Below are 23,768 nucleotides of genomic sequence, written 5' to 3' on the forward strand. Positions count from 1 at the left end.
GTATAACCACTCGGTAACTGATCCGTAACAGTAGCGCCAGCTGGTAGATCATTCCCTCCACCATTGCTTACCGTTAAGGTGAACGTAACATTCTCCCCTACATTAGGGGTGCTGTTATTTATTGTCTTTGCCAAACTCAAATCACTAGATGGCGGTATCTCAGTACAAAAATCAAAGCCTCCAATTCCTGAACCGTGAACCACATTCGCTGCACAACTACTACAGTTTTGCCATACAATGGTAATACTCGCAATCCCATCTGCATCTACAAAATTAACTCCTATTTGATCATTATCATTTGTTACTGAGCTATCATCAGCATCAATTTCTCCATTAGTCTCATTAGAGACATAAGAAGGTGTCCCTGAATCTGTAAAGGTTGGAAATATAGTATTACCTGCGCCATCTGTAGCAGTTACTGTAAACAAATCTCCACTTGTTCCATTAGAATTGATATGATACATATCAAATCCTACAGAGTATATATTTGTACTAAAAGAGATTGTCTGTGTTACTCCTGTTGTACCAAAACCATTTGTAAAATATTCTAAAACTTCATCCCCTAAATTCCCAGAAGCATTACTAGCAACACTTGGTGTATCCGAAGAAGTAGTTACAGGCCAACCTGCTAAAGTGGCTGTTTCTCCAGAAAAAGCATGTGTAATATTGATTCCTGATCCATCTACGTCAGAAAATGTATTGGTAAAGGCTCCATCTGGAGTCCAATCAAACTCATCTATTCCATTAGGGACAAAACCATCCCAAACTAAATTATAAATTGTACTACTACAAGCTGGGTTTTGATGCAATGTTGTCGCAGCTGGTGCATCACATATATTCGTAGTAGTTCCATTTGTAACCCTTGGGTTATTACCTAAAGTATAATCTACACCTGTTTCAGTTACCAATCCAGCAGCGTCAACAGTTGCTGGGTCTGTCATACCAAATTGTCCTCCATCTCCTCCATCTGCATTACTATCATTATAGGCCTCATTAGCATCACTACAACCATCATCATCAGAATCTAAATCTAAATGATTAGGAATATCATCTCCATCAGCATCTTCATATGTACAATATGTAAAATCTGAAAAAAGAAATGTGATAAGTCCATTATTTACTATATTTCCATCTTGTCTTAATTTATTGGTCGTAATCGTAAAAGATGTAACCAACCCTTCCAAAGTTATATCTGAATAGTTTAGCGCTGCGTCACCAGAACCATTAGTAAAAGAAGTTATGGTTGGAGATAAACTATTATTGTTAGTTATCACGTGAGATGCACCTCCTGAAGTTGTAGCATAATCACTATTTGGGAAAGCACTAGCCCCCATTAAAGATCCTAAAGAAATACTTTGCACATTAGGTCCAGCTGCTGTTACCGTTACATTATCCCCTTGATCAATACCAGACCATCTAAATTTAAGACTTGTTACAGGTTCACTAAACGTAAATGTATATACTAAACTTTCTGATAAACCATCATCTATTTCCTCTCCTTGAACTCTTAAAGTGGTAGTGTTTTCAACTTCTAAGATATTTAGTGTACCTCCATTTACTTGATTAATCGTAGTTGTGACATCTACATCTACTCCATCAAAATCAAAAATATCACTTATAGATCCAACACCATTTTGATTACCAGAAGGAGCTGAACCGACATTGATATCTGCTGTTGGACAATTAAGCCCTTCATCGGTATCCAAGATCCCATCATTATCATCATCACTATCACAATTGTTTCCTACGTCATCAGAATCATTATCTGCTTGATCTCCATTGGGAATTGAAGGACAATTATCAGATGGATCACCTGTACCATCTCCATCAGTATCTATAACAAAACCGTCAGCGACAGAAGTTGTATTTGTACCAGCTATTACAGTAATATTGGTTGGATCATCACCTTCTGTTTGAACTGCATTAAGTGGCAATCCCGGATCAGAATCTAAGATATCAATAGTAGCATTACCTGGGGGCAATGTAGCAGTATAAGTTCCATCAGGATTTGTTTGTATCGTCTGAGTATTTCCATTTACGTCTGTAATAGTAATTGTTACACTTCCTATTCCTGATTCACCGCTTTGTGTACCATCACCATTTACGTCATTATATACTACTCCACTTATTGTTCCAGGATTAGAACAAGTTATTGCTCCATTACTTATACCTGTAACTGATTCACCACTCGCACCGCTCGTAGCACCATTTGCAGGAAATTCAGTTACAGCAACACTATTAGTAATACCATTAGAACCTCCATTTATATTAACCGTAGGTGAACCTGCAGAAATTGCCACAAAACCAGCTCCTCCTCCTCCTCCAGGACCTTCGTTTTCATTATTCGTAATTAATTGATCTCCTCCATCTCCTCCATTAACACTAAGAGTCAATGTATTATCTACAGAAGAAGCTCTTAAAACGATACTTCCACCACCACCACCACCACCAGGTGCGTCATTATGGTTAGGAACTGTTGGCAAAGCCTCCGCTCCATTAGCTATTATATTACCAGATCCAGTTATAGAATTAGCACCTAACAATATAATACCACCTCCATTAGCAGCATCTTGACTAGCACTATTATTTCTATCACCGGCTCCTCCTCCTCCTCCGAGAAAAATTCTATTTTGTTCGTCTGCGATAAGTGGTCTACCTCCTAAGCCTCCAACTGGATCTCTATCATCTCCTCCCCAAGCATCGCTACCAGGAGCAAGAGTTAACGCATTTTGATTACTAGAACCATAAGAATATCCTCCTCTTCCTCCACCAGAAGAATTTGTAAGAGCATTACCATTTGCAATATAGTCAGGGTCCAAAGTCCATGCAGCGGTTCCAGTACAGCCGGAACACATTACACCTGATCCATTAAACCAAGTATTTCCATTATTTCCATTGGATCCACCACCACCACCAGAGTTGTGTGAATTTCCACCACCACCACCATTGGCCGGTGCACCTCTACCATATCTTCCACCTAACGCGTCATAATCGTTTTGATATCCAACAATACTTTCTCCTTTTTCTGCTCCTCGTCCATTTGCATTGGTTACGTAATCATTAACAACTGTAGTCCCATTCGTAGAAGTGATATTATCAACAACTCCTCCTCTAAACCCAAGTCCAGAAGCATCTATATCACCCTCTATATTGATTATATTCGCTGTAATAACTACAACACCACCACGTCTATTCCCTGCAAAATCTTCCCAAGGTAACGGTACTACTGATGCACCTGCATCTATAGTTAATGTGTCATATTGTGGTACCTTTATTACTTGTGTTTTACCCGCCACAAAATAGCCATTAGCAACCTCACAAGTAAGTGTTATTGTATTTGAACTAATACTAGAAACATAACCATACTCATACACCCCAGAACTTCCATAATCTGTAATATCACCATAATTAATAGTATTCGTTGTATTAATAGTTGCTCCTTGAGCTTGATAAATAAGAATAAGATCTCCACTAGAGAGACCTCCTAAATCGGTTGCAACACTATTCACATCCACTGAAGTATCTCCAGCTGATATGTCTGAAGTAATTGGACTATACGTATTAAGAATAGTATTTGCAGCTGTTACCGTAAGATCACCATCTTTCCCTTCCTGACCGGAAGCGCTGTAGGTAAATAAAAAGATAAAGGTCAAAAGAGACATAAACGCACTTTGACCCAACAAGATTTGGGTAATTTTTTTCATATGACGATGGTTTACAATAGCTTGTAAAGGTTATGGGTAGTAACTGTTACAAGCTATTTATAAATATCTTAATAATATTTATAAATTCAAAATTTAAGCAAAATTACGGTAAAGCCGTAATTGATACTTATCACAAAGATGGCAATACAATTATACAATTAACACCTTTTTTCCCATTTTTTTTTCGCTTTTTCGATGAAATACACTTTTGTTACGTCATAAACCACATCAAAAAAATAACATTTCGAAAAAATCTAGTTTTTATTACTTATAACATCTTTGTGTTTTTAAGTAGTATATTTGCAAACTTTAGCAATAGAACTACAATGAAATTCACTGAAGAAATAAAGAGACGACGAACATTTGGTATCATTTCGCATCCTGATGCAGGTAAAACAACTTTAACAGAAAAGTTACTCTTATTTGGGGGAGCGATACAAGAGGCTGGAGCCGTTAAATCCAATAAAATCAAGAAAGGTGCAACCAGTGATTTCATGGAGATTGAGCGCCAAAGAGGAATTTCTGTAGCTACCTCTGTATTGGCTTTTGAATATCAAGGTATTAAAATTAATATCTTGGATACTCCTGGGCATAAAGATTTTGCAGAAGACACGTTTAGAACCCTAACTGCTGTTGATAGTGTAATTGTAGTCATTGATGTTGCCAAAGGTGTAGAGGAGCAAACTGAAAAACTAGTTTCAGTTTGTAGAATGCGTAACATTCCTATGATTGTATTCATCAATAAACTAGATCGTGAAGGGAAGGATGCTTTTGAATTATTAGACGAAGTCGAACAAAAACTTGGATTGAAAGTTACTCCACTAAGTTTTCCTATTGGAATGGGTTATGATTTTAAAGGAATTTATAATCTTTGGGAAAAAAACATTAATCTTTTTAGCGGCGATAGTAGAAAGAACATAGAAGAAACCATTCAAGTTTCTGATTTATCCTCATCTGAACTTAACACATTAATTGGCGATACTGAAGCTGAAACCTTACGTGAAGAAGTAGAATTAGTAGAGGGTATTTATCCAACTTTTGACAAAGATTCTTATCAAAATGGAAGTTTACAACCGGTCTTTTTTGGTTCGGCATTGAATAATTTTGGAGTTCGTGAGTTATTAGATTGTTTCGTTTCAATTGCTCCAACACCAAGACCTAAAGAGAGTGATACCAGAGTTGTGGAACCTAATGAAAAAGATTTTACTGGCTTTGTGTTTAAGATTCATGCGAATATGGACCCTAAACATAGAGACCGATTGGCTTTCATCAAAATTGTTTCAGGAACCTTTGAAAGAAATGTACCGTATTTACATACAAGACACAACAAAAAACTTAAATTCTCTAGTCCTAACGCTTTTTTTGCAGAAAAAAAAGAAATTGTAGACATCTCTTATCCAGGTGATATTGTTGGTTTACATGATACAGGTAACTTTAAAATAGGAGATACACTAACAACCGGGGAACAATTAAATTATAGAGGAATTCCTAGTTTTTCTCCAGAGCATTTTAGATATATCAATAATGCGGATCCTATGAAATCCAAGCAATTAGCCAAAGGAATTGATCAATTAATGGATGAAGGAGTAGCGCAATTATTTACCCTAGAATTGAACGGAAGAAAAGTGATTGGTACAGTTGGAGCGCTTCAATATGAAGTAATACAATATAGATTAGAACACGAATATGGAGCAAAATGTACCTATGAGAATCTTAACGTGCACAAAGCTTGTTGGATTGAAACCGAAGACACGGACAGTGACGAGTTTAAAGATTTCAAACGTGTGAAAAGTAAATTTTTGGCAAAAGACAAGCAAGACCAATTGGTTTTTTTAGCTGATTCTTCTTTTAGTTTACAAATGACACAACAAAAGTATCCTTCTATAATTTTTCACTTTACTTCAGAATTCTAAACGTGATTTAGAGGAGTTTTAAGGATTTTTATAAAAGAATGCTAGCAAAGTATGTTTATAATACAAAAGTCTATTAAAAGATATTTATTTGATCGGTTTTTATATCAAATATTAACAAAATCTATTTAAAATCAATCTTTCATAAGGCATAACTATATTAATCTTTCGTACTATCCAACGATCTCTTTCCAAAAAGAATCTCAAAGAATAACTTAAAATCTGAAATTAGACTCCATAAAGGATATCTAAATGTTGCCGGTTTATTTTTTTCAAAAAAAGCGTGACCTACCCAAGCGAAACCATATCCCACAACGGGTACTAAAAACCATTTCCAACCCCAACCAAAATAAATAGCAATTGCGATAATAATAAAAACTAAAAAAGTACCTACAAAATGTAAAGTCCTACTAGTTCTATTTCTGTGTTCTGTTAGATAGAACTTATAGAATTCAGAATAAGTTTTAATTCGATCAGACATATATAATACACTTATTTAAAGAACGTTTAAGATAATAAAAATATATGTGTTGATCAAGCTTCCATATATTCAAAAAAAGATCCGCTTGATTAATAAAATCAAGCGGATCACTATATCCTTAAGAATATGTTACACTTCTTATGCTTGTCCGGTAGGACCAAAATTTAAAGGAATTGGTGGTTGCTCATAATCTTTGATTTCACCGTGAGCGGCTTCAAATCTTGATACATTATCTCCTAATGCCTTTAATAATCTTTTGGCATGCTGAGGAGTTAAAATGATCCTACTTTTCACTTTGCTTTTAGGTCTTCCTGGCATAATATTTACAAAATCAACCACAAATTCGGATACCGAATGGTTAATAATTGCCAAATTGCTATACACTCCATCAGCTATAGCATCATCTAACTCTATATTTAACTGATTTTGTTTTTGTTTCTTTTCGTCTGCCATTTTAAAATATTTTACCTGAACACATTCGTCCTTAAAACAGAAAGCCTGCCAATTGGCAGGCTTTAACTGATTAATTATAATTTACTTCTTGTCGTTGTTCCATTCGATCTTCGAACTCTTCCTTAGAACCCACTATAATACTCTCATAGTCTCTCATACCAGTTCCGGCAGGAATTCTGTGTCCAACGATTACATTCTCTTTTAATCCTTCCAGATCATCAACCTTACCGCTTACAGCAGCTTCGTTTAATACTTTTGTTGTTTCCTGGAATGATGCAGCAGAGATAAACGATTTAGTTTGAAGCGATGCTCTAGTAATACCTTGAAGTATTGGTGTCGCTGTAGCAGGAGTAACATCTCTAGCCTCTACTAAATTTTTATCTTCTCTACGTAAAAGAGAATTTTCATCTCTTAAATCACGAGGTGATATAATCTGTCCAGCTTTAAGGTTTTCACTATCTCCAGAATCTTCAATCACTTTCATTCCATACATAGAATCATTTTCGACAATGAAATCAGCTTTATGGATTAATTGATTCTCTAGGAAAATTGTATCACCTGGATCTTGAATTCTTACTTTACGCATCATTTGACGTACTACTACCTCAAAATGCTTATCATTAATCTTCACACCTTGTAATCTATATACTTCCTGTACCTCATTCACTAAGTACTGCTGTACTGCAGAAGGTCCTTTTATTTTAAGGATATCTTCTGGAGTTACAGAACCGTCAGATAATGGCATACCTGCACGTACAAAATCATTCTCTTGTACAAGAATCTGATTTGATAATTTAACAAGATACTTCTTGATTTCACCAATTCTAGACTCTACAATAATCTCACGATTACCACGCTTAATTTTACCAAATGATACTACACCATCAATCTCACTAACAACCGCAGGGTTTGATGGGTTACGTGCTTCAAATAATTCTGTTACACGTGGAAGACCTCCTGTAATATCACCAGCTTTCGCTGATTTACGAGGAATCTTAACCAATACCTTACCTACCTCAATCTTTTCATTATCATCAACCATTAAGTGAGCCCCAACAGGAAGGTTATATGAACGAAGAACTTCGTCACCTTTACCCATAATCAGAAGGGTAGGTATCTTTTTCTTATCACGTGATTCTGAGATTACTTTTTCCTGGAATCCAGTTTGCTCATCTATCTCTACTTGATATGTTATACCTTGCTCTACATTTTCATAGCTTACTTTTCCAGCAAATTCTGAAATAATTACACCATTATATGGATCCCATTGACAGATACTTTGATCCGCTTTAACCGTATCACCACTTTTGATAAACAATTGTGAACCATAAGGTATAAGATTTGTACTAAGTACAATCTTAGTCTTTGGATCCGTAACCTTAACTTCAGAAGTACGAGAGATAACTACATCAATTTCATTTCCATTAGAATCCTTACCTTTTACAGTTTTCAATTCTTCTATTTCTGCTTTACCTGCAAATTTAGATTTTAATTGATTTTCTTCTGAAATGTTACTCGCGATACCTCCAACGTGGAATGTACGTAATGTAAGCTGTGTCCCCGGTTCTCCAATTGATTGAGCTGCGACAACACCTACCGCTTCACCTCGCTGAACTGTTTTACCGGTAGCTAGGTTACGTCCATAACATTTGACACATATACCTTTCTTAGCTTCACAGGTAAGAGCAGAACGAACTTCTACAGATTCTACAGGAGAATTTTCTATGTTTTTAGCAGTTACATCATCAATCTCTTCACCAGCCTTTACAAGTACTTCCTGAGTTAATGGATTAATAACATCCATCAACGAGGTTCTACCTGCAATTCTGGCAGCAAGACCTTCTATAATCTCCTCATTTTTCTTTAATGGACTAACTTCTACTCCTCTTAATGTTCCACAATCCTCGATATTAACGATTACATCCTGTGCAACATCAACTAAACGACGTGTAAGGTATCCTGCATCTGCAGTTTTAAGTGCTGTATCCGCAAGACCTTTACGAGCACCGTGAGTAGAAATAAAGTACTCAAGAATAGAAAGACCTTCTTTAAAGTTAGAAAGAATTGGATTCTCAATAATTTCTCCACCCGCAGAATTTGATTTCTTCGGTTTTGCCATCAATCCACGCATTCCTGTAAGCTGACGAATCTGTTCTTTAGATCCCCTTGCTCCAGAATCAAGCATCATATATACCGAATTAAACCCTTGTTGATCTTCTCTAATACGCTTCATCGACAGTTCTGTCAATGCGGCATTTGTAGAAGTCCAAATATCAATTACCTGATTGTAACGCTCATTATTGGTAATAAGACCCATATTATAGTTAGCTACAATATTATCTACTTGCCCATTAGCATCCGCAATCATCGTATGCTTCTCCTTAGGAATAATAATATCCCCTAAACTAAATGATAAACCACCTCTAAATGCAAAGTTATATCCTAATGTCTTTATTTCATCTAAAAAAGCAGCCGTTTCCGGAACACTAGTCACCTTTAAAATATCACCAATAATATCTCTAAGAGATTTTTTAGTTAATACTTCATTAATATAACCAGCTTTTTCAGGAACTTTTTCATTAAATAATACTCTACCTGTAGTAGTCTCTATTATTTTCGTAACTAATTCTCCTTCTTCAATGTCCTTAGTCCTTACTTTAATATTAGCATTTATGTCTAATCTTTTCTCGTTATAAGCGATAACTACTTCTTCTGGAGAATAGAACGTTAAATCTTCACCTTTAATTTCTAATTCGGGTGTAGATCTACGAGATTTAGTCATATAATATAGACCTAATACCATATCCTGAGAAGGAACCGTCACTGGAGAACCATTAGCAGGATTCAAAATATTATGAGAAGCTAACATTAATAACTGTGCTTCCAATATGGCTTCTGGTCCAAGTGGTAAATGCACAGCCATTTGATCTCCATCAAAATCCGCATTAAATGCAGTACATACCAGTGGGTGTAACTGTATTGCTTTACCTTCAATAAGTTTTGGCTGGAACGCCTGTATACCTAAACGGTGAAGCGTAGGAGCACGGTTTAATAATATCGGATGTCCTTTTAGAACATTCTCTAAGATATCCCAAACTACTGGCTCTTTTCTATCTATAATTTTCTTTGCTGACTTTACCGTCTTTACAATACCACGCTCAATCAACTTTCGGATTACAAATGGCTTGTATAACTCAGCTGCCATATTCTTAGGAATACCGCATTCGAATAATTTCAATTCTGGTCCAACAACGATTACAGAACGAGCAGAATAATCCACACGTTTTCCAAGTAAGTTCTGACGGAAACGTCCTTGCTTACCTTTTAAAGAATCAGATAATGATTTTAATGGTCTATTAGAATCTGTTTTTACAGCGGAAGCTTTACGTGTATTATCAAATAAAGAATCTACAGATTCCTGCAACATACGTTTTTCATTACGTAAAATTACTTCTGGCGCTTTAATTTCCATCAAACGCTTCAAACGATTATTACGAATTATTACACGACGGTACAAGTCATTTAAATCAGAAGTCGCAAAACGACCCCCATCAAGTGGTACTAATGGACGTAATTCTGGCGGAATTACCGGAACTACTTTAAGAATCATCCATTCTGGACGATTTTCTCTATTCTTATTAGCATCACGTAAAGACTCTACAACCTGAAGACGCTTTAACGCTTCTGTTTTACGTTGCTTAGAAGTTTCGTTATTTGCTTTATGTCTTAATTGGTATGATAACTCATCAAGATCAATTCTTTTTAAGATTTCAATAAGGCATTCTGCCCCCATCTTAGCAATGAATTTATTAGGATCAGCATCATCCAAATATAAATTCTCTTGAGGTAAACTATCTAAAATGTTCAGATACTCTTCTTCAGTAAGGAAATCCATTTTCTGAACTGGTTCTCCTTCTTCATTTTTAGCAATACCAGGCTGAATTACTACATATCTTTCGTAGTAAATGATCATATCTAATTTCTTAGATGGAAGGCCTAGTAAATATCCTATTTTATTTGGTAAAGAACGAAAATACCATATATGCGCTACAGGAACAACTAAATTAATATGTCCTACGCGATCTCTTCTAACTTTCTTTTCTGTTACTTCTACACCACATCGATCACAAACGATCCCCTTGTAACGAATTCTTTTATATTTACCACAAGCACATTCAAAGTCCTTCACAGGTCCAAAAATACGCTCACAGAACAAACCATCACGCTCAGGTTTGTGAGTACGATAATTGATAGTTTCAGGCTTTAAAACTTCTCCTTGCGACGCTGCTAAAATCGACTCAGGAGAGGCTAAACCTATAGAGATTTTATTAAATCTCTTTACTGTATTCTTATCATTATTTCTTGCCATAATATATGGTTGCTTAAGAATTATTGTAATTTAATATTGAATAATTATATGATGTATCGCACCCTTTGACTTCGCTCCAGGTACGATTTCATCTTTATTATTCTTCTAATCTGATATCCAGACCAAGACCTTTCAATTCATGCATTAATACATTGAATGATTCTGGTAATCCTGGTTCTGGCATAGGCTCACCTTTTACAATACTTTCGTACGTTTTGGCTCTACCAATAACATCATCAGATTTCACAGTCAGTATTTCTCGAAGGGTAGCTGAAGCACCATAAGCTTCAAGTGCCCAAACTTCCATCTCTCCAAAACGTTGACCACCAAACTGTGCTTTACCACCAAGTGGTTGCTGTGTGATCAATGAATATGGTCCTATAGAACGTGCGTGCATTTTATCGTCTACCATATGACCTAACTTAAGCATGTAGATTACACCTACAGTTGCTGGTTGATCAAAACGATCTCCTGTACCTCCATCATATAAATATGTATGTCCAAACCTTGGAATACCTGCTTCATCTGTAAATTCGTTGATCTGATCTAAAGAAGCACCATCAAAAATCGGAGTAGCATACTTTCTACCTAATTTCTGACCAGCCCAACCTAATACAGTTTCATAGATCTGACCAATATTCATACGAGATGGTACCCCTAATGGATTCAGTACGATATCTACTGGTGTTCCGTCTTCTAGGAAAGGCATATCTTCTTCTCTTACGATACGTGCAACAATACCTTTGTTACCGTGACGCCCTGCCATCTTATCTCCTACTTTAAGTTTACGTTTTTTAGCAATATAAACTTTAGCAAGTTTTATAATTCCAGAAGGTAATTCATCACCCACAGAGATTGTAAATTTCTCTCTACGCAAGTTACCTTGTAAATCATTTTCCTTAATCTTAAAATTGTGGATTAAATCCGCAACCATTTTATTAAGATTATCATCAGTAGTCCAAGTACCTTTAGTAAGGTGAGCATAGTCATCAACACTATTAAGCATTTTCTGAGTAAACTTTTTACCTTTTGGAAGTACTTCTTCTCCTAAATCATTAATAACCCCTTGAGAAGTCTTACCTCCAACGATTATAAATAATTTATCTATCAATTCTGCTTTCAATAATGCAAATTTTGCATCATAGGATCTTTCTAAGATAGAAATATCTTCTTTATCTTGAGAACGCTTTCGCTTGTCTTTAATAGCACGAGCGAACAACTTCTTATCTATAACAACACCGTGTAAAGAAGGTGAAGCTTTTAAAGATGCATCTTTAACATCTCCTGCTTTATCTCCAAAAATAGCTCTTAACAACTTCTCTTCTGGAGTAGGATCACTCTCTCCTTTTGGTGTAATTTTACCGATAAGAATATCTCCTGGTTTGATTTCAGCACCAACACGGATCATTCCGTTTTCATCAAGATCTTTTGTAGCTTCTTCAGAAACATTAGGAATATCATTAGTTAACTCTTCATTACCTAACTTAGTATCTCTAACTTCTAATGAATACTCATCAATATGAATAGAAGTAAAGATATCATCTCTAACTACTTTCTCAGAAATCACAATCGCATCCTCAAAGTTATATCCTTTCCAAGGCATGAAGGCAACCTTCATATTTCTTCCCAAAGCAAGTTCTCCGTTCTCAGTTGCATAACCTTGACACAAAACTTGTCCTTTGTTTACTCTATCTCCAACTCTTACAATTGGTTTCAAGTTTATAGAAGTACCTTGGTTGGTCTTACGAAATTTAATCAGGTTATATGTTTTGGAATCACTTTCAAAACTTACCATTCTCTGTTCTTCCGTTCTATCGTATTTGATAGTTATCTTTTGAGCATCCACATACTCAACAACTCCGGCTCCTTCAGCATTTATTAATACTCTAGAATCAGAAGCTACCTGACGTTCAAGTCCTGTACCTACAATTGGAGCATCTACTCTTAATAAAGGAACTGCCTGACGCATCATATTCGATCCCATCAACGCTCGGTTCGCATCATCATGCTCTAAGAAAGGAATCAAAGATGCTGAAATCGAAGCAATTTGATTAGGCGCAACATCCGCATAATTGACCGCTGATGGATCAATCACAGGGAAATCACCTTCCATACGAGCAATTACTTTATCACTCTCAATCGTACCATCTTCCTTTAACGGTAGATTGGCTTGCATTATTAATTTCTCTTCCTCTTCTTCGGCACTTAAATATCTAAACTCACTTAAATCAACTTTACCTTCCTCAACTTTACGATAAGGAGTTTCAAGGAATCCCATTGAATTCACTTTAGCAAATACTGCAAGTGAAGAAATTAATCCAATATTCGGACCCTCTGGAGTTTCAATAGGACATAAACGACCGTAATGTGTATAGTGTACATCTCGAACCTCGAAACCTGCTCTTTCTCTCGATAAACCACCAGGTCCAAGAGCAGAAAGTCTACGCTTATGAGTAATCTCTGCTAGTGGATTTGTTTGATCCATAAACTGAGATAACTGGTTGGTACCAAAGAACGAATTAATTACAGAAGACAGCGTCTTTGCATTTATTAAATCAATTGGTGTAAATACTTCATTATCTCTAACATTCATGCGCTCACGAATTGTACGAGCCATACGCGCTAGACCAACTCCAAACTGTTGCGATAATTGCTCACCTACAGTTCTTACACGACGGTTAGAAAGGTGATCAATATCATCAATCTCTGCTTTAGAGTTAATTAATTCTATTAAATACTTTATGATGGTTATAATATCTTCTTTGGTAAGCACTTGCTTGTCCATTTCAATATTAAGACCTAATTTTTTATTCATTCTATAACGACCTACTTCACCAAGATTGTAACGTTGGTCAGAAAAGAATAACTTGTCAATAATACCTCTTGCCGTTTCCTCATCAGGCGGTTCTGCATTACGCAATTGACGGTATATATGTTCTACAGCTTCTTTTTCAGAATTTGTAGGATCTTTTTGCAATGTATTGTGGATAATAGCATAATCACCCTTATCATTATCTTCTTTATGAAGTAAAATGGTTTTAGCTCCAGAGTCAACGATCTCATCTAAGTGATCCTTATCTAAAACAGTATCGCGATCTAAAACAATTTCATTACGCTCGATAGAAACTACTTCTCCCGTATCTTCATCTACAAAATCCTCATGCCATGTATTTAAAACACGTGCAGCAAGCTTACGACCTAATACTTTTTTTAATCCTGATTTAGAAACTTTAACTTCTTCTGCAAGGTCAAAAATTTCTAATATATCCTTATCTCTTTCAAAACCAATAGCACGGAAAAGTGTAGTTACTGGTAATTTTTTCTTTCTATCAATATATGCGTACATTACGCTATTGATATCGGTTGCAAATTCTATCCAAGAACCTTTAAAAGGTATTACTCTGGCAGAATATAACTTTGTTCCATTCGCATGGAATGATTGTCCAAAGAACACACCAGGTGAACGGTGTAACTGAGATACAACAACACGTTCTGCTCCATTAATACAGAATGTACCACTTGGAGTCATGTAAGGAATCGTACCTAAATATACGTCCTGAACAATCGTCTCAAAATCTTCGTGCTCAGGGTCTGTACAGAAAAGTTTTAAACGTGCTTTTAGAGGTACACTATATGTAAGACCTCTTTCTATACACTCTTGTAAATCATATCTTGGTGGATCTACAAAGTAGTCTAAAAATTCTAGTACAAATTGATTACGTGTATCCGTAATCGGGAAATTTTCCATGAAGGTATTATAAAGACCCTCATTTCCTCTTTCTTCAGACTTTGTTTCTAATTGAAAGAAGTCCTGAAAGGATTTGATCTGAATATCCAAAAAATCAGGATAATCAGGTCTATTCTTTACAGAAGAAAAATTCAATCTTTCAGTTTGCGTTGCTAACATCAATGGACGGAATTAAATTAAAATTTAAAAAACAGCGTATTTTAATATACATCATATTTATATACGCAAAATGGTTTAGACCTTAGAGAAAATTCTCCAGGTCTAAACCTCTATGTCAATATATGGTAAGCTTACTTAAGCTCAACCTCAGCTCCAGCCTCTTCTAATTGAGCTTTTAGAGCTTCTGCTTCATCTTTAGCAATACCTTCTTTGATTGCACTTGGAGCATCATCAACTAATCCTTTAGCCTCTTTAAGACCAAGACCAGTTAATTCCTTCACAAGTTTTACAACTGCTAATTTAGCACCACCAGCTGCTTTAAGGATTACATCAAATTCAGTTTTTTCTTCAGCAGCATCTCCACCAGCAGCTCCACCACCAGCAGCTACAGCTACTGCAGCAGCAGCAGGCTCGATACCATACTCATCTTTTAATATATCAGCTAACTCATTAACTTCTTTTACTGTTAAGTTAACTAATTGTTCTGCGAATTCTTTTAAATCTGCCATTTTCTATCGTTTTTAATAATTTTTTTTAATTGAAATATATTTGTTAAAAAGTGCGTACACGCTTAAATTATCCTTCTTTCTCAGATAATGTTTTAAGAATACCTGCTATAGTACCTCCACTAGACTTTAATGCCGAAATAACATTCTTAGCTGGTGACTGTAGTAAGCCAATAATTTCTCCAATAACTTCTTCTTTAGACTTGATATTTACAAGTGCGTCTAAAGTTTCATCTCCAACAAAAATCGCTTCTTCTACAAAAGCTCCTTTTAATAAAGGCTTCTCAGATTTCTTACGAAACTCTTTTATAACCTTTGCTGGTGCATTACCAGTTTCAGAGAACATAATTGAAGTATTACCTTTTAATACCTCTGGCAATTCTCCAAAATCTTTATCAGATTTCTCCATTGCTTTCGCAAGAAGTGTATTCTTAATTACTTTTAATGATACGTTAGCTTTAAAACAAGCTCTACGTAAGTTTGAAGTTGTTCCTGCATCCAAACCTGAAATATCTGCTAAATAGATATTAGTGTTTTCAGCTAACTGAGCAGTTAAGTCTTCAATTACTTGTGATTTTTCTTCTCTTGTCATAATCGTTTATCTTAATTACCAGCGTAGTTCTTTAAATCAATCTCCAAACTAGGGCTCATTGTAGAAGACATATATATTGACTTAATATATATACCTTTCGCAGCCACAGGTTTTAACTTCACTAACGTTGTTAATAATTCTTTTGCATTTCCTGCTATTTTATCAGCAGAAAAAGATGACTTTCCAATTGCAGCGTGAACAATACCAGTTTTATCAACCTTGAAGTCAATTTTACCAGCTTTAACATCAGAAACAGCTTTTGCTATATCCATTGTTACTGTACCCGTTTTAGGATTAGGCATTAAACCACGAGGTCCTAATACTCGACCTAATGGACCTAATTTACCCATAACACTAGGCATTGTAATGATCACATCTACATCAGTCCATCCACCTTTAATTTTGTCTAAATACTCATCTAGACCTATAAAATCAGCTCCAGCCTCTTTAGCTTCAGCTTCTTTATCCGGTGTTACCAATGCAAGAACTTTAACATCCTTTCCTGTCCCGTGAGGTAATGTTACCACACCACGTACCATTTGATTTGCTTTACGAGGATCTACGTTCAAACGAACAGCAAGATCTACAGAGGCATCAAAATTTACGTTTGTTATTTCTTTTACTAAAGCGGAAGCTTCGTCTACTGAATATGCTTTATTCTTTTCAACTTTAGCTCTAACTTCTTTTTGCTTTTTAGTTACTTTTGCCATTTTCTACACGTTTTTGGATTAAAAAGGAGCTTGTCCTTTTACAGTTACACCCATTGAACGAGCGGTACCGGCAATCATTTTCATAGCGGACTCTACAGTAAATGCATTTAAATCCTGCATTTTATCTTCTGCGATTGTACGAACTTGATCCCAAGTAACACTAGCCACTTTTTTACGATTTGGCTCTCCAGAACCTTTTTTCGTTTTTGCTGCTTCCAGTATTTGAACTGCCGCAGGTGGAGTTTTGATTACAAAATCAAAAGATTTGTCTTTGTAAACATTAATAACAACTGGCAATACTTTACCAGCCTTATCTTGTGTTCTACCATTGAATTGCTTACAGAATTCCATGATATTCACTCCGGCAGCACCTAAAGCAGGTCCAACTGGTGGGGATGGGTTCGCCGCTCCTCCACGTACTTGAAGTTTTACAACCTTACTTATTTCTTTAGCCATTTTTCTAATTTTAAATTAGAATTGTTCTATAAAGTGGAAGCAATAAGAACAATTCAGGATATATAATGTAACAATTATTATACTTTTTCGACTTGCATATAACTCAATTCTAATGGTGTTTTCCTTCCGAAAATCTTAACCATTACTTCTAGCTTACGCTTTTCTTCATTTACCTTCTCAACTGTACCGTTAAAACCATTAAAAGGTCCATCGATCACTTTTACCGTTTCACCAACCGTATAAGGAATCGCAATATTGTCAGTTTTCACAGCAAGTTCATCTACTTTACCAAGCATTCTATTAATCTCGGCTTTTCTTAAAGGCACAGGATCTCCTCCTTTAACTTCCCCAAGAAAACCAATAACTCCATTAATAGACTTTATGATATGAGGAATTTCTCCTGAAAGATTTGCTTCTATCATAACATATCCAGGAAAATACACTCTCTCTTTATGGATTTTTTTCCCATTTCTGATCTGAATTACCTTTTCCGTAGGTACCAAGATCTGAGAAACATAGTCCTCCATTCCCATATGAGCAATTTCTCTCTCAATATAGTCCTTTATCTTGTTTTCCTGACCACTTACAGCACGCACAACGTACCATTTTTTAGTATTACCAACCTCAGCCATTATAATTACGATTTAACTAAAGTGAAATAATACTCTATCACATTACTAAACACAGTATCAACTCCCCAGATAGCTAAAGAAAAAATAACCGAGAAAATGATAGTAACTAAAGTAAGTCTTTGTGCTTCTGCCCAAGGAGTCCATGTTACGTGATTCTTTAACTCGCTATATGATTCCGTAATGTAATTTATTAATCCAGCCATCTTATTATTCTTTTTAATGATAAGAAAAAACTCTCATCACTATAAATTCATTATATCAACTTCATTTTATCTAAATGAAGAAATTTTTCATATTTATTAGCACGGGTTGAGAGACTCGAACTCCCGACACCTGGTTTTGGAGACCAGTGCTCTACCAACTGAGCTAAACCCGTATACATAAGTCAAGGTATTCGTCGTAACGAATACCTTACCTCATATATTTATATATTGTATTAGTCTAAAATTTCAGTAACCTGTCCAGCACCTACTGTTCTACCACCTTCACGGATCGCAAAACGAAGACCTACATTCATTGCAATTGTCTGAATAAGATCAACAGTAATTGTTAAGTTATCTCCAGGCATTACCATTTCAACTCCATCAGGAAGCGCAATGTTTCCAGTTACGTCAGTTGTACGAACGTAAAACTGAGGACGGTAGTTATTATGGAACGGAGTATGACGTCCACCTTCTTCTTTTTTAAGGATATAAACTTCAGCCTTAAACTTAGAGTGTGGAGTTACAGATCCTGGTTTAGTAATTACCATACCACGAGAAATCTGAGTTTTCTCAATACCTCTTAGTAAGATACCAGCATTATCTCCAGCTTCTCCTCTGTCTAATATCTGACGAAACATCTCAATACCAGTAATAGTAGAAGTTAATTTCTCAGCTCCCATACCGATAATCTCTACAGGATCACCAGTGTTAGCAATACCAGTTTCGATACGTCCCGTTGCAACAGTACCACGACCAGTAATAGAGAATACATCTTCAATCGGCATTAAGAAATCTTTTTCTACATCTCGTTTTGGCAATTCAATCCAAGCATCTACTTCCTTCATCAATTCTAAAACAGAATCAACCCATTTCTTTTCTCCATTTAGAGCTCCAAGTGCAGAACCAGCAACTACAGGTCCATTATCACCATCATACTCATAGAAAGAAAGAAGATCTCTGATTTCCATCTCAACTAATTCTAGTAACTCTTCATCATCAACCATATCCACTTTATTCATGAATACAACGATTCTTGGAATACCAACCTGACGTCCTAATAAGATATGCTCACGTGTTTGTGGCATTGGTCCATCAGTAGCAGCTACCACTAAGATTGCACCGTCCATTTGAGCAGCACCAGTTACCATGTTTTTCACATAATCGGCGTGACCTGGACAATCAACGTGTGCGTAGTGACGCTCTTCCGTTGCATATTCTACGTGTGATGTATTAATTGTAATACCTCTTTCCTTTTCTTCTGGTGCATTATCGATCTGATCAAAAGATTTTGCTTCAGAAAATCCAGCATCTGCCAATACCTTAGTAATTGCAGCGGTTAAAGTTGTTTTACCGTGATCAACGTGTCCAATAGTACCAATATTTAAGTGCGGTTTGGAACGATCAAAAGTTTCCTTTGCCATAATGAATTTATTTAATCTTAGTTATATATTAGTGTTCAATTTATAATTCTGAACCAAGAGCCAATGACGAGATTTGAACTCGTGACCTCTTCCTTACCAAGGAAACGCTCTACCCCTGAGCTACACCGGCTTTTTAAAGTACACAATGATAAACCAGAGTCCTTCATTACATATCGAAAGAAAACCGATTCATCATTATTTTTATTTTAAAAATCCAATGCTAATAATGCATCAAGATTAGCTCTGTATTTTTTAAGAGCGGGAGACCAGGTTCGAACTGGCGACATTCAGCTTGGAAGGCTGACGCTCTACCAACTGAGCTACTCCCGCATTTACAATTTTGAAATCAAAATTGAAGGTTGTGGGGAGAGCAGGATTCGAACCTGCGAAGACGTAGTCAGCAGATTTACAGTCTGCCCTCGTTGGCCGCTTGAGTATCTCCCCAATTGAAATCATAATTTTAGAATGAACTTCTAAATTTTGAAAGCGCAAAATTAATCAAATAATTTACAATTCAAAATTTTATAAAAAAAGGTTGATTTTTTTTTCAAAATTTCACCTTTTAATTAGTCGACAGAGGGACTTTCTTTGTCATAGCTCAGGATAAATTTTAGCCCTTTCAAGAATGTGTTTTCAAACAGAAAACAACTCCGGAACCTGATACTTTTTTCAATATTTCAAGAGCCGATGGAGGGACTCGAACCCACGACCTGCTGATTACAAATCAGCTGCTCTAGCCAGCTGAGCTACATCGGCTTTTGGTTACTTTTTTAAGCATAAAAAAGTCCGCTATTTCTAACGGACTGCAAATGTATAGAATTTATTTCTTTCACAAAACAATTTTTGAAAAAAAATTATCAAACATGTGCATTTAATTTTTCCTTTCGTTTTCGCAATTGCCTTTCCAATGAACTAACACACTCATCCACACCTTCTTCAAAGCTTTTGTTTATTTTTTTTATTATAAACTCATCCCCTGGAACACTTAGTAAAATTTCAGTGATTTTATTTTCCTTACCACTTGTATTCATAACTTTCAAAAAAACATCAGCATGAATAATACGACTAAAATGATTTTCTAACTTATCCAATTTCGTCTGTGTAAAATCTACCAATTTCTGATCTACATTAAAATTTACGGATTGCAAGTTCACTTTCATAGGTGTTATTTTAATTGGTTAAACAAATATTTAAAGTCCAAAAGACATAAATACAACGATAAACACTTTACTTTTTATTCCTTGGGTGAGATTGCTTGTGCACTTTTGCTAATTGCGCAACACTATGATGTGTATACACCTCAGTAGAAGCTAAACTGGAATGACCAAGTAATTCTTTTACAGCATTTAAGTTAGCACCTTCATTAAGCAGATGCGTCGCAAATGAATGTCTCAATATATGCGGGCTTCTTTTTACTTTAGAAGATGCCTCACTAAAATAACTATTTATGATTCGATACACAAGTGTTTCATAGATTTTAACTCCTTTTTCTGTTAACAATAAAAAAGGGTTTTCAGACTCTATCACAACTTCTGTTCTTAATTCTAAATACCGCTTAATAGTAATAAGAATAGATGGTATTAAAGGTATATACCTCTCTTTATTACGTTTACCCAAAACCTTCACCTGCCTACCTAATAGATCAATATTATTTATTTTGAGATTAACTAATTCAATTCTACGCATTCCTGTTGCATAAAAAAACTCAACAATTAACCTATCTCTAACACTTTTAAAGTCTTCATTATCTAATAATTCACCCAAAACCTTATCCACCTCAATATCTGAAAACGGAATTTGAAGTTTTTTAGAAACTTTTAATGCTTGATGCTTGGCTAAAGGAGTTTTTTGTATTTGCCCTGTCTTTAACAAAAACCTATAATATGCCTTAAGTGAAGACACTTTCCTATTAATTGTTCTATTAGACACCCCTTCATCAACCAAACCTACAATCCAAGAACGGATTTGAGCGTAATTTGATCTTGAAATATCTCTTTCATCGTATTCTCTTTCATAAAACTCAGTATAAGACATTAAATCTGCCTTATAAGCAGTAACCGTATGAACTGAATACTTTCTTTCTAAAAGTAAATAATCTACAAACTCTTTAATAAACACAAAAAAACCATTAGAACACAAAAGTATAAAACTTTTAGCATCTAATGGTTTAAAATTATATATACTGAAAAACGAAGTTTAATTCTTAAAAAGAATTAAAACATACAACGTCTCAACATGTTGTTTTAAATTTCCTCTTGGTCTCTTAAGTGCTGAATGTACTGCGCTTTTTGAACTTGAGCTCTACGTTCAACAGAAGGCTTCATGAACGCCTGACGCTTACGCAGCTGACGCATTGTTCCTGTTCTATCAAATTTACGCTTAAAACGTTTTAACGCTCTATCTATATTTTCTCCGTCTTTAACTGGTATAATTAACATAGTGTTACCTCCTTTCTTTAAAAATTAGGATGCAAAGATAGCACAAAAGTATTATTAACAAAGCTTTTTTTGAATAACTTAAATATTTTTCACATATTTATTTTAAACACCTTATAATCAAAGTAAAAAAGCCGATTTTCTATCTGTTACAAAATGTTATAACAGATAAAAAACCGACTTATAACTTAGAAGCTATCCTTATAAACCAAGAACAATCACTTTATTATTTCAGAGACCAAACGGTATATCCTTTTGGTGGCGCCTGGATCTTAACCCACTTATCACCTTGTGTTGTAGGTTCCCAACTAGAACTACCTGTATAATCTTTTATTTTTTTGCCAGACCAATTCGTCTGAATCCATCTTTCTTTCCAAGAGTTAGAATTATTGATATACACAACCAAACCATTCTTTCCTCCGCCACCATTTCTTCTGGCAATATATTCATCATTATCTGTCCAAAGGTTTGATGTGTTTCCTCCAGCAAGATTATTATGAATCCAAATCAAATTATTTAATTTATTTTTATCCAACCAATCCTCATAATCTCTATAAAAAAGAGCAGGATACCCTTCATGCGTTAAAATATAAGCATACGCTAACAATTTATTTGTATGAATCTCATCAGTATCATGATTCGCTACAAAGGTAACAGCTCTAGATGCGTTTCTTTTCCACAACATATCTCCACTAAGCGCATTTAAATTATTACCTACAAATGCATCTCTCATTTTATAGTAGCAGGCAAAATCAAATGCTGACATCTGAGCTTGATCTGTCCACCATTTTAAACTATTCACATTACCATCCCAATATTCTCCCACACCAAATACTCCGGTAGATTTACGAAATTCTCTTGCAACCCATGGTTCAAAACCTTTCACATAATCAAACCTATACCCATCAAATTTCATAGTGTTACTATAATACTTAGCAACAGAGTTACTCTTTTTATACAACCAATCCTGAACATATACTTTTTTATGACTCAAATCTGGAAAGCCTCCAAATATTCCGCTATCTGAATTGTATTTATCATTAGGATGAAAATCATATTTCGTTCTATTAAACTTTCCTGACAAAGGATTAAACTTAGTATACGTACTTTTACCTGCAAATTGATTTGATTCTAAATCCCCTCCACTATTATGGTTAATAACAATATCAGCTATTACATTCAGTCTATATCTATGAGCTCTAGAAATAAGAGATTCTAATTCTGATTTAGATCCAAATCTAGTCTCTGTGCTACCCATTTGATTGTACTGTCCAAAATCATAATAATCAAAAGGGTCATATCCCATAGAAAATTTACCATTCTGCGCTTTACTTACAGGTGGTAACCAAATAGCATCGATACCAGCATCACTCCAGTTATCAACTTTATCCTTAATGACATTCCACCAAGTACCACCTGCAGGAACGTCCCAATAAAATGCTTGCATCATTACTCCAGATCCAATAGACTTAAGACCTGCTCTGGTAGAAATTAATTCTTCCGGTTTTACAGATTCTGGTTCTACAGAATCCAAAACCTCATCTTTATCACACGATATCATCACAAAGGATATCGCCAATAGAAAATAAACGAACTTAAAAGTTTTCATAAAATAAGTGTTTGTGTGTTAATTTTCTTACAATGTAATATTTTTGCATATACCGAAAACGTTTGAAGTGTTACGCAAACGTTTTCGTGTTGATAAAATATTAACACTTACACAAAAACAGACACAAAAACTTAATGATTCATTACTTTTTAACTAATAAATAAACGAAATCCGCAAGACTTATTAGTTACTCAACTATAAGCTGCGGATTTTATAAAACTCTCAGAAAAAACATTATAACAACAAGGAATCTTTAGTAGCTCGTTTATATCTCTTCTGATCAATAATTACTTTATTGATAATCTCCCTCAAAACTTCAGACGCTCCACCTCCTGTGAGTTCATTTTTCTTTTAGGGTCCAAAACTTAAATTCTTTATTT

The 23,768-nt window shown here is 35.2% G+C and carries 17 protein-coding genes and 5 tRNA genes; 1 reads left to right on the forward strand and 21 read right to left on the reverse strand.

Features of this window, described 5'->3' with window-relative positions; all coding sequences use genetic code 11:
• A partial coding sequence (locus tag Q0921_RS24445; RefSeq protein WP_367183353.1) for a beta strand repeat-containing protein occupies positions 1–3,704 on the reverse strand: 3,704 nt, incomplete at its 3' end.
• Positions 3,705–4,030: 326 nt separating this feature from the next.
• Here Q0921_RS24445 and Q0921_RS24450 point away from each other — a divergent pair.
• The gene (locus Q0921_RS24450; RefSeq protein ID WP_299261731.1) at positions 4,031–5,617 is read left to right on the forward strand and encodes a peptide chain release factor 3; all 1,587 of its coding nucleotides are present in this window, start codon (positions 4,031–4,033) and stop codon (positions 5,615–5,617) included.
• Positions 5,618–5,774: 157 nt separating this feature from the next.
• On the opposite strand, the gene Q0921_RS24455 is transcribed toward Q0921_RS24450, so the two are convergent.
• The 20 genes from Q0921_RS24455 to Q0921_RS24550 form a co-directional block, all read right to left on the reverse strand.
• Complete coding sequence (locus Q0921_RS24455; protein WP_299261733.1) at positions 5,775–6,095, reverse strand: DUF962 domain-containing protein; 321 nt, start codon at positions 6,093–6,095, stop codon at positions 5,775–5,777.
• 138 nt (positions 6,096–6,233) lie between these two features.
• The gene (locus Q0921_RS24460) at positions 6,234–6,548 is read right to left on the reverse strand and encodes a DUF3467 domain-containing protein (RefSeq protein ID WP_118457926.1); all 315 of its coding nucleotides are present in this window, start codon (positions 6,546–6,548) and stop codon (positions 6,234–6,236) included.
• 70 nt (positions 6,549–6,618) lie between these two features.
• Entirely contained in the window at positions 6,619–10,917 is a 4,299-nt protein-coding gene (gene rpoC, locus Q0921_RS24465; protein ID WP_299261736.1) for a DNA-directed RNA polymerase subunit beta', read from the reverse strand.
• Between the two features lie 97 nt (positions 10,918–11,014).
• Positions 11,015–14,824 (reverse strand): DNA-directed RNA polymerase subunit beta, encoded by a 3,810-nt coding sequence (gene rpoB, locus Q0921_RS24470; RefSeq protein WP_299261738.1) that lies wholly within the window; start codon positions 14,822–14,824, stop codon positions 11,015–11,017.
• A gap of 131 nt (positions 14,825–14,955) precedes the next feature.
• A complete protein-coding gene (gene rplL / locus Q0921_RS24475; protein WP_298548376.1) occupies positions 14,956–15,333 on the reverse strand; it encodes a 50S ribosomal protein L7/L12 in 378 nt (125 codons plus the stop codon).
• A gap of 67 nt (positions 15,334–15,400) precedes the next feature.
• On the reverse strand, positions 15,401–15,922 hold the full coding sequence (gene rplJ / locus Q0921_RS24480) for a 50S ribosomal protein L10 (protein ID WP_299261740.1): 522 nt from the start codon (positions 15,920–15,922) through the stop codon (positions 15,401–15,403).
• 11 nt (positions 15,923–15,933) lie between these two features.
• Complete coding sequence (rplA, locus tag Q0921_RS24485) at positions 15,934–16,632, reverse strand: 50S ribosomal protein L1 (protein ID WP_299261742.1); 699 nt, start codon at positions 16,630–16,632, stop codon at positions 15,934–15,936.
• 18 nt (positions 16,633–16,650) lie between these two features.
• Complete coding sequence (rplK, locus tag Q0921_RS24490; RefSeq protein ID WP_091412200.1) at positions 16,651–17,088, reverse strand: 50S ribosomal protein L11; 438 nt, start codon at positions 17,086–17,088, stop codon at positions 16,651–16,653.
• A gap of 77 nt (positions 17,089–17,165) precedes the next feature.
• Complete coding sequence (nusG, locus tag Q0921_RS24495) at positions 17,166–17,720, reverse strand: transcription termination/antitermination protein NusG (RefSeq protein WP_299261744.1); 555 nt, start codon at positions 17,718–17,720, stop codon at positions 17,166–17,168.
• A 5-nt stretch (positions 17,721–17,725) separates the two neighbouring features.
• Positions 17,726–17,923, reverse strand: a complete 198-nt coding sequence (gene secE, locus Q0921_RS24500) for a preprotein translocase subunit SecE (RefSeq protein WP_299261746.1) — start codon at positions 17,921–17,923, stop codon at positions 17,726–17,728.
• Between the two features lie 100 nt (positions 17,924–18,023).
• Positions 18,024–18,096, reverse strand: a tRNA-Trp gene (locus Q0921_RS24505).
• Between the two features lie 60 nt (positions 18,097–18,156).
• On the reverse strand, positions 18,157–19,344 hold the full coding sequence (gene tuf / locus Q0921_RS24510; RefSeq protein ID WP_299261748.1) for an elongation factor Tu: 1,188 nt from the start codon (positions 19,342–19,344) through the stop codon (positions 18,157–18,159).
• 58 nt (positions 19,345–19,402) lie between these two features.
• A tRNA-Thr gene (locus tag Q0921_RS24515) sits at positions 19,403–19,474 on the reverse strand.
• A 127-nt stretch (positions 19,475–19,601) separates the two neighbouring features.
• Positions 19,602–19,674 (reverse strand) — tRNA-Gly (locus Q0921_RS24520).
• Between the two features lie 32 nt (positions 19,675–19,706).
• A tRNA-Tyr gene (locus Q0921_RS24525) sits at positions 19,707–19,788 on the reverse strand.
• Positions 19,789–20,026: 238 nt separating this feature from the next.
• Positions 20,027–20,100 (reverse strand) — tRNA-Thr (locus tag Q0921_RS24530).
• Positions 20,101–20,201: 101 nt separating this feature from the next.
• Positions 20,202–20,504, reverse strand: a complete 303-nt coding sequence (raiA, locus tag Q0921_RS24535; RefSeq protein ID WP_118457944.1) for a ribosome-associated translation inhibitor RaiA — start codon at positions 20,502–20,504, stop codon at positions 20,202–20,204.
• Between the two features lie 67 nt (positions 20,505–20,571).
• The gene (locus Q0921_RS24540; RefSeq protein WP_299261750.1) at positions 20,572–21,462 is read right to left on the reverse strand and encodes a tyrosine-type recombinase/integrase; all 891 of its coding nucleotides are present in this window, start codon (positions 21,460–21,462) and stop codon (positions 20,572–20,574) included.
• 125 nt (positions 21,463–21,587) lie between these two features.
• On the reverse strand, positions 21,588–21,782 hold the full coding sequence (gene rpsU, locus Q0921_RS24545; RefSeq protein ID WP_299261752.1) for a 30S ribosomal protein S21: 195 nt from the start codon (positions 21,780–21,782) through the stop codon (positions 21,588–21,590).
• Positions 21,783–22,005: 223 nt separating this feature from the next.
• The gene (locus tag Q0921_RS24550) at positions 22,006–23,388 is read right to left on the reverse strand and encodes an alpha-amylase (protein WP_299261754.1); all 1,383 of its coding nucleotides are present in this window, start codon (positions 23,386–23,388) and stop codon (positions 22,006–22,008) included.
• Positions 23,389–23,768: the final 380 nt, after the last annotated feature.

This window comes from uncultured Aquimarina sp. (genome assembly GCF_947496855.1).
GTDB lineage: Bacteria > Bacteroidota > Bacteroidia > Flavobacteriales > Flavobacteriaceae > Aquimarina.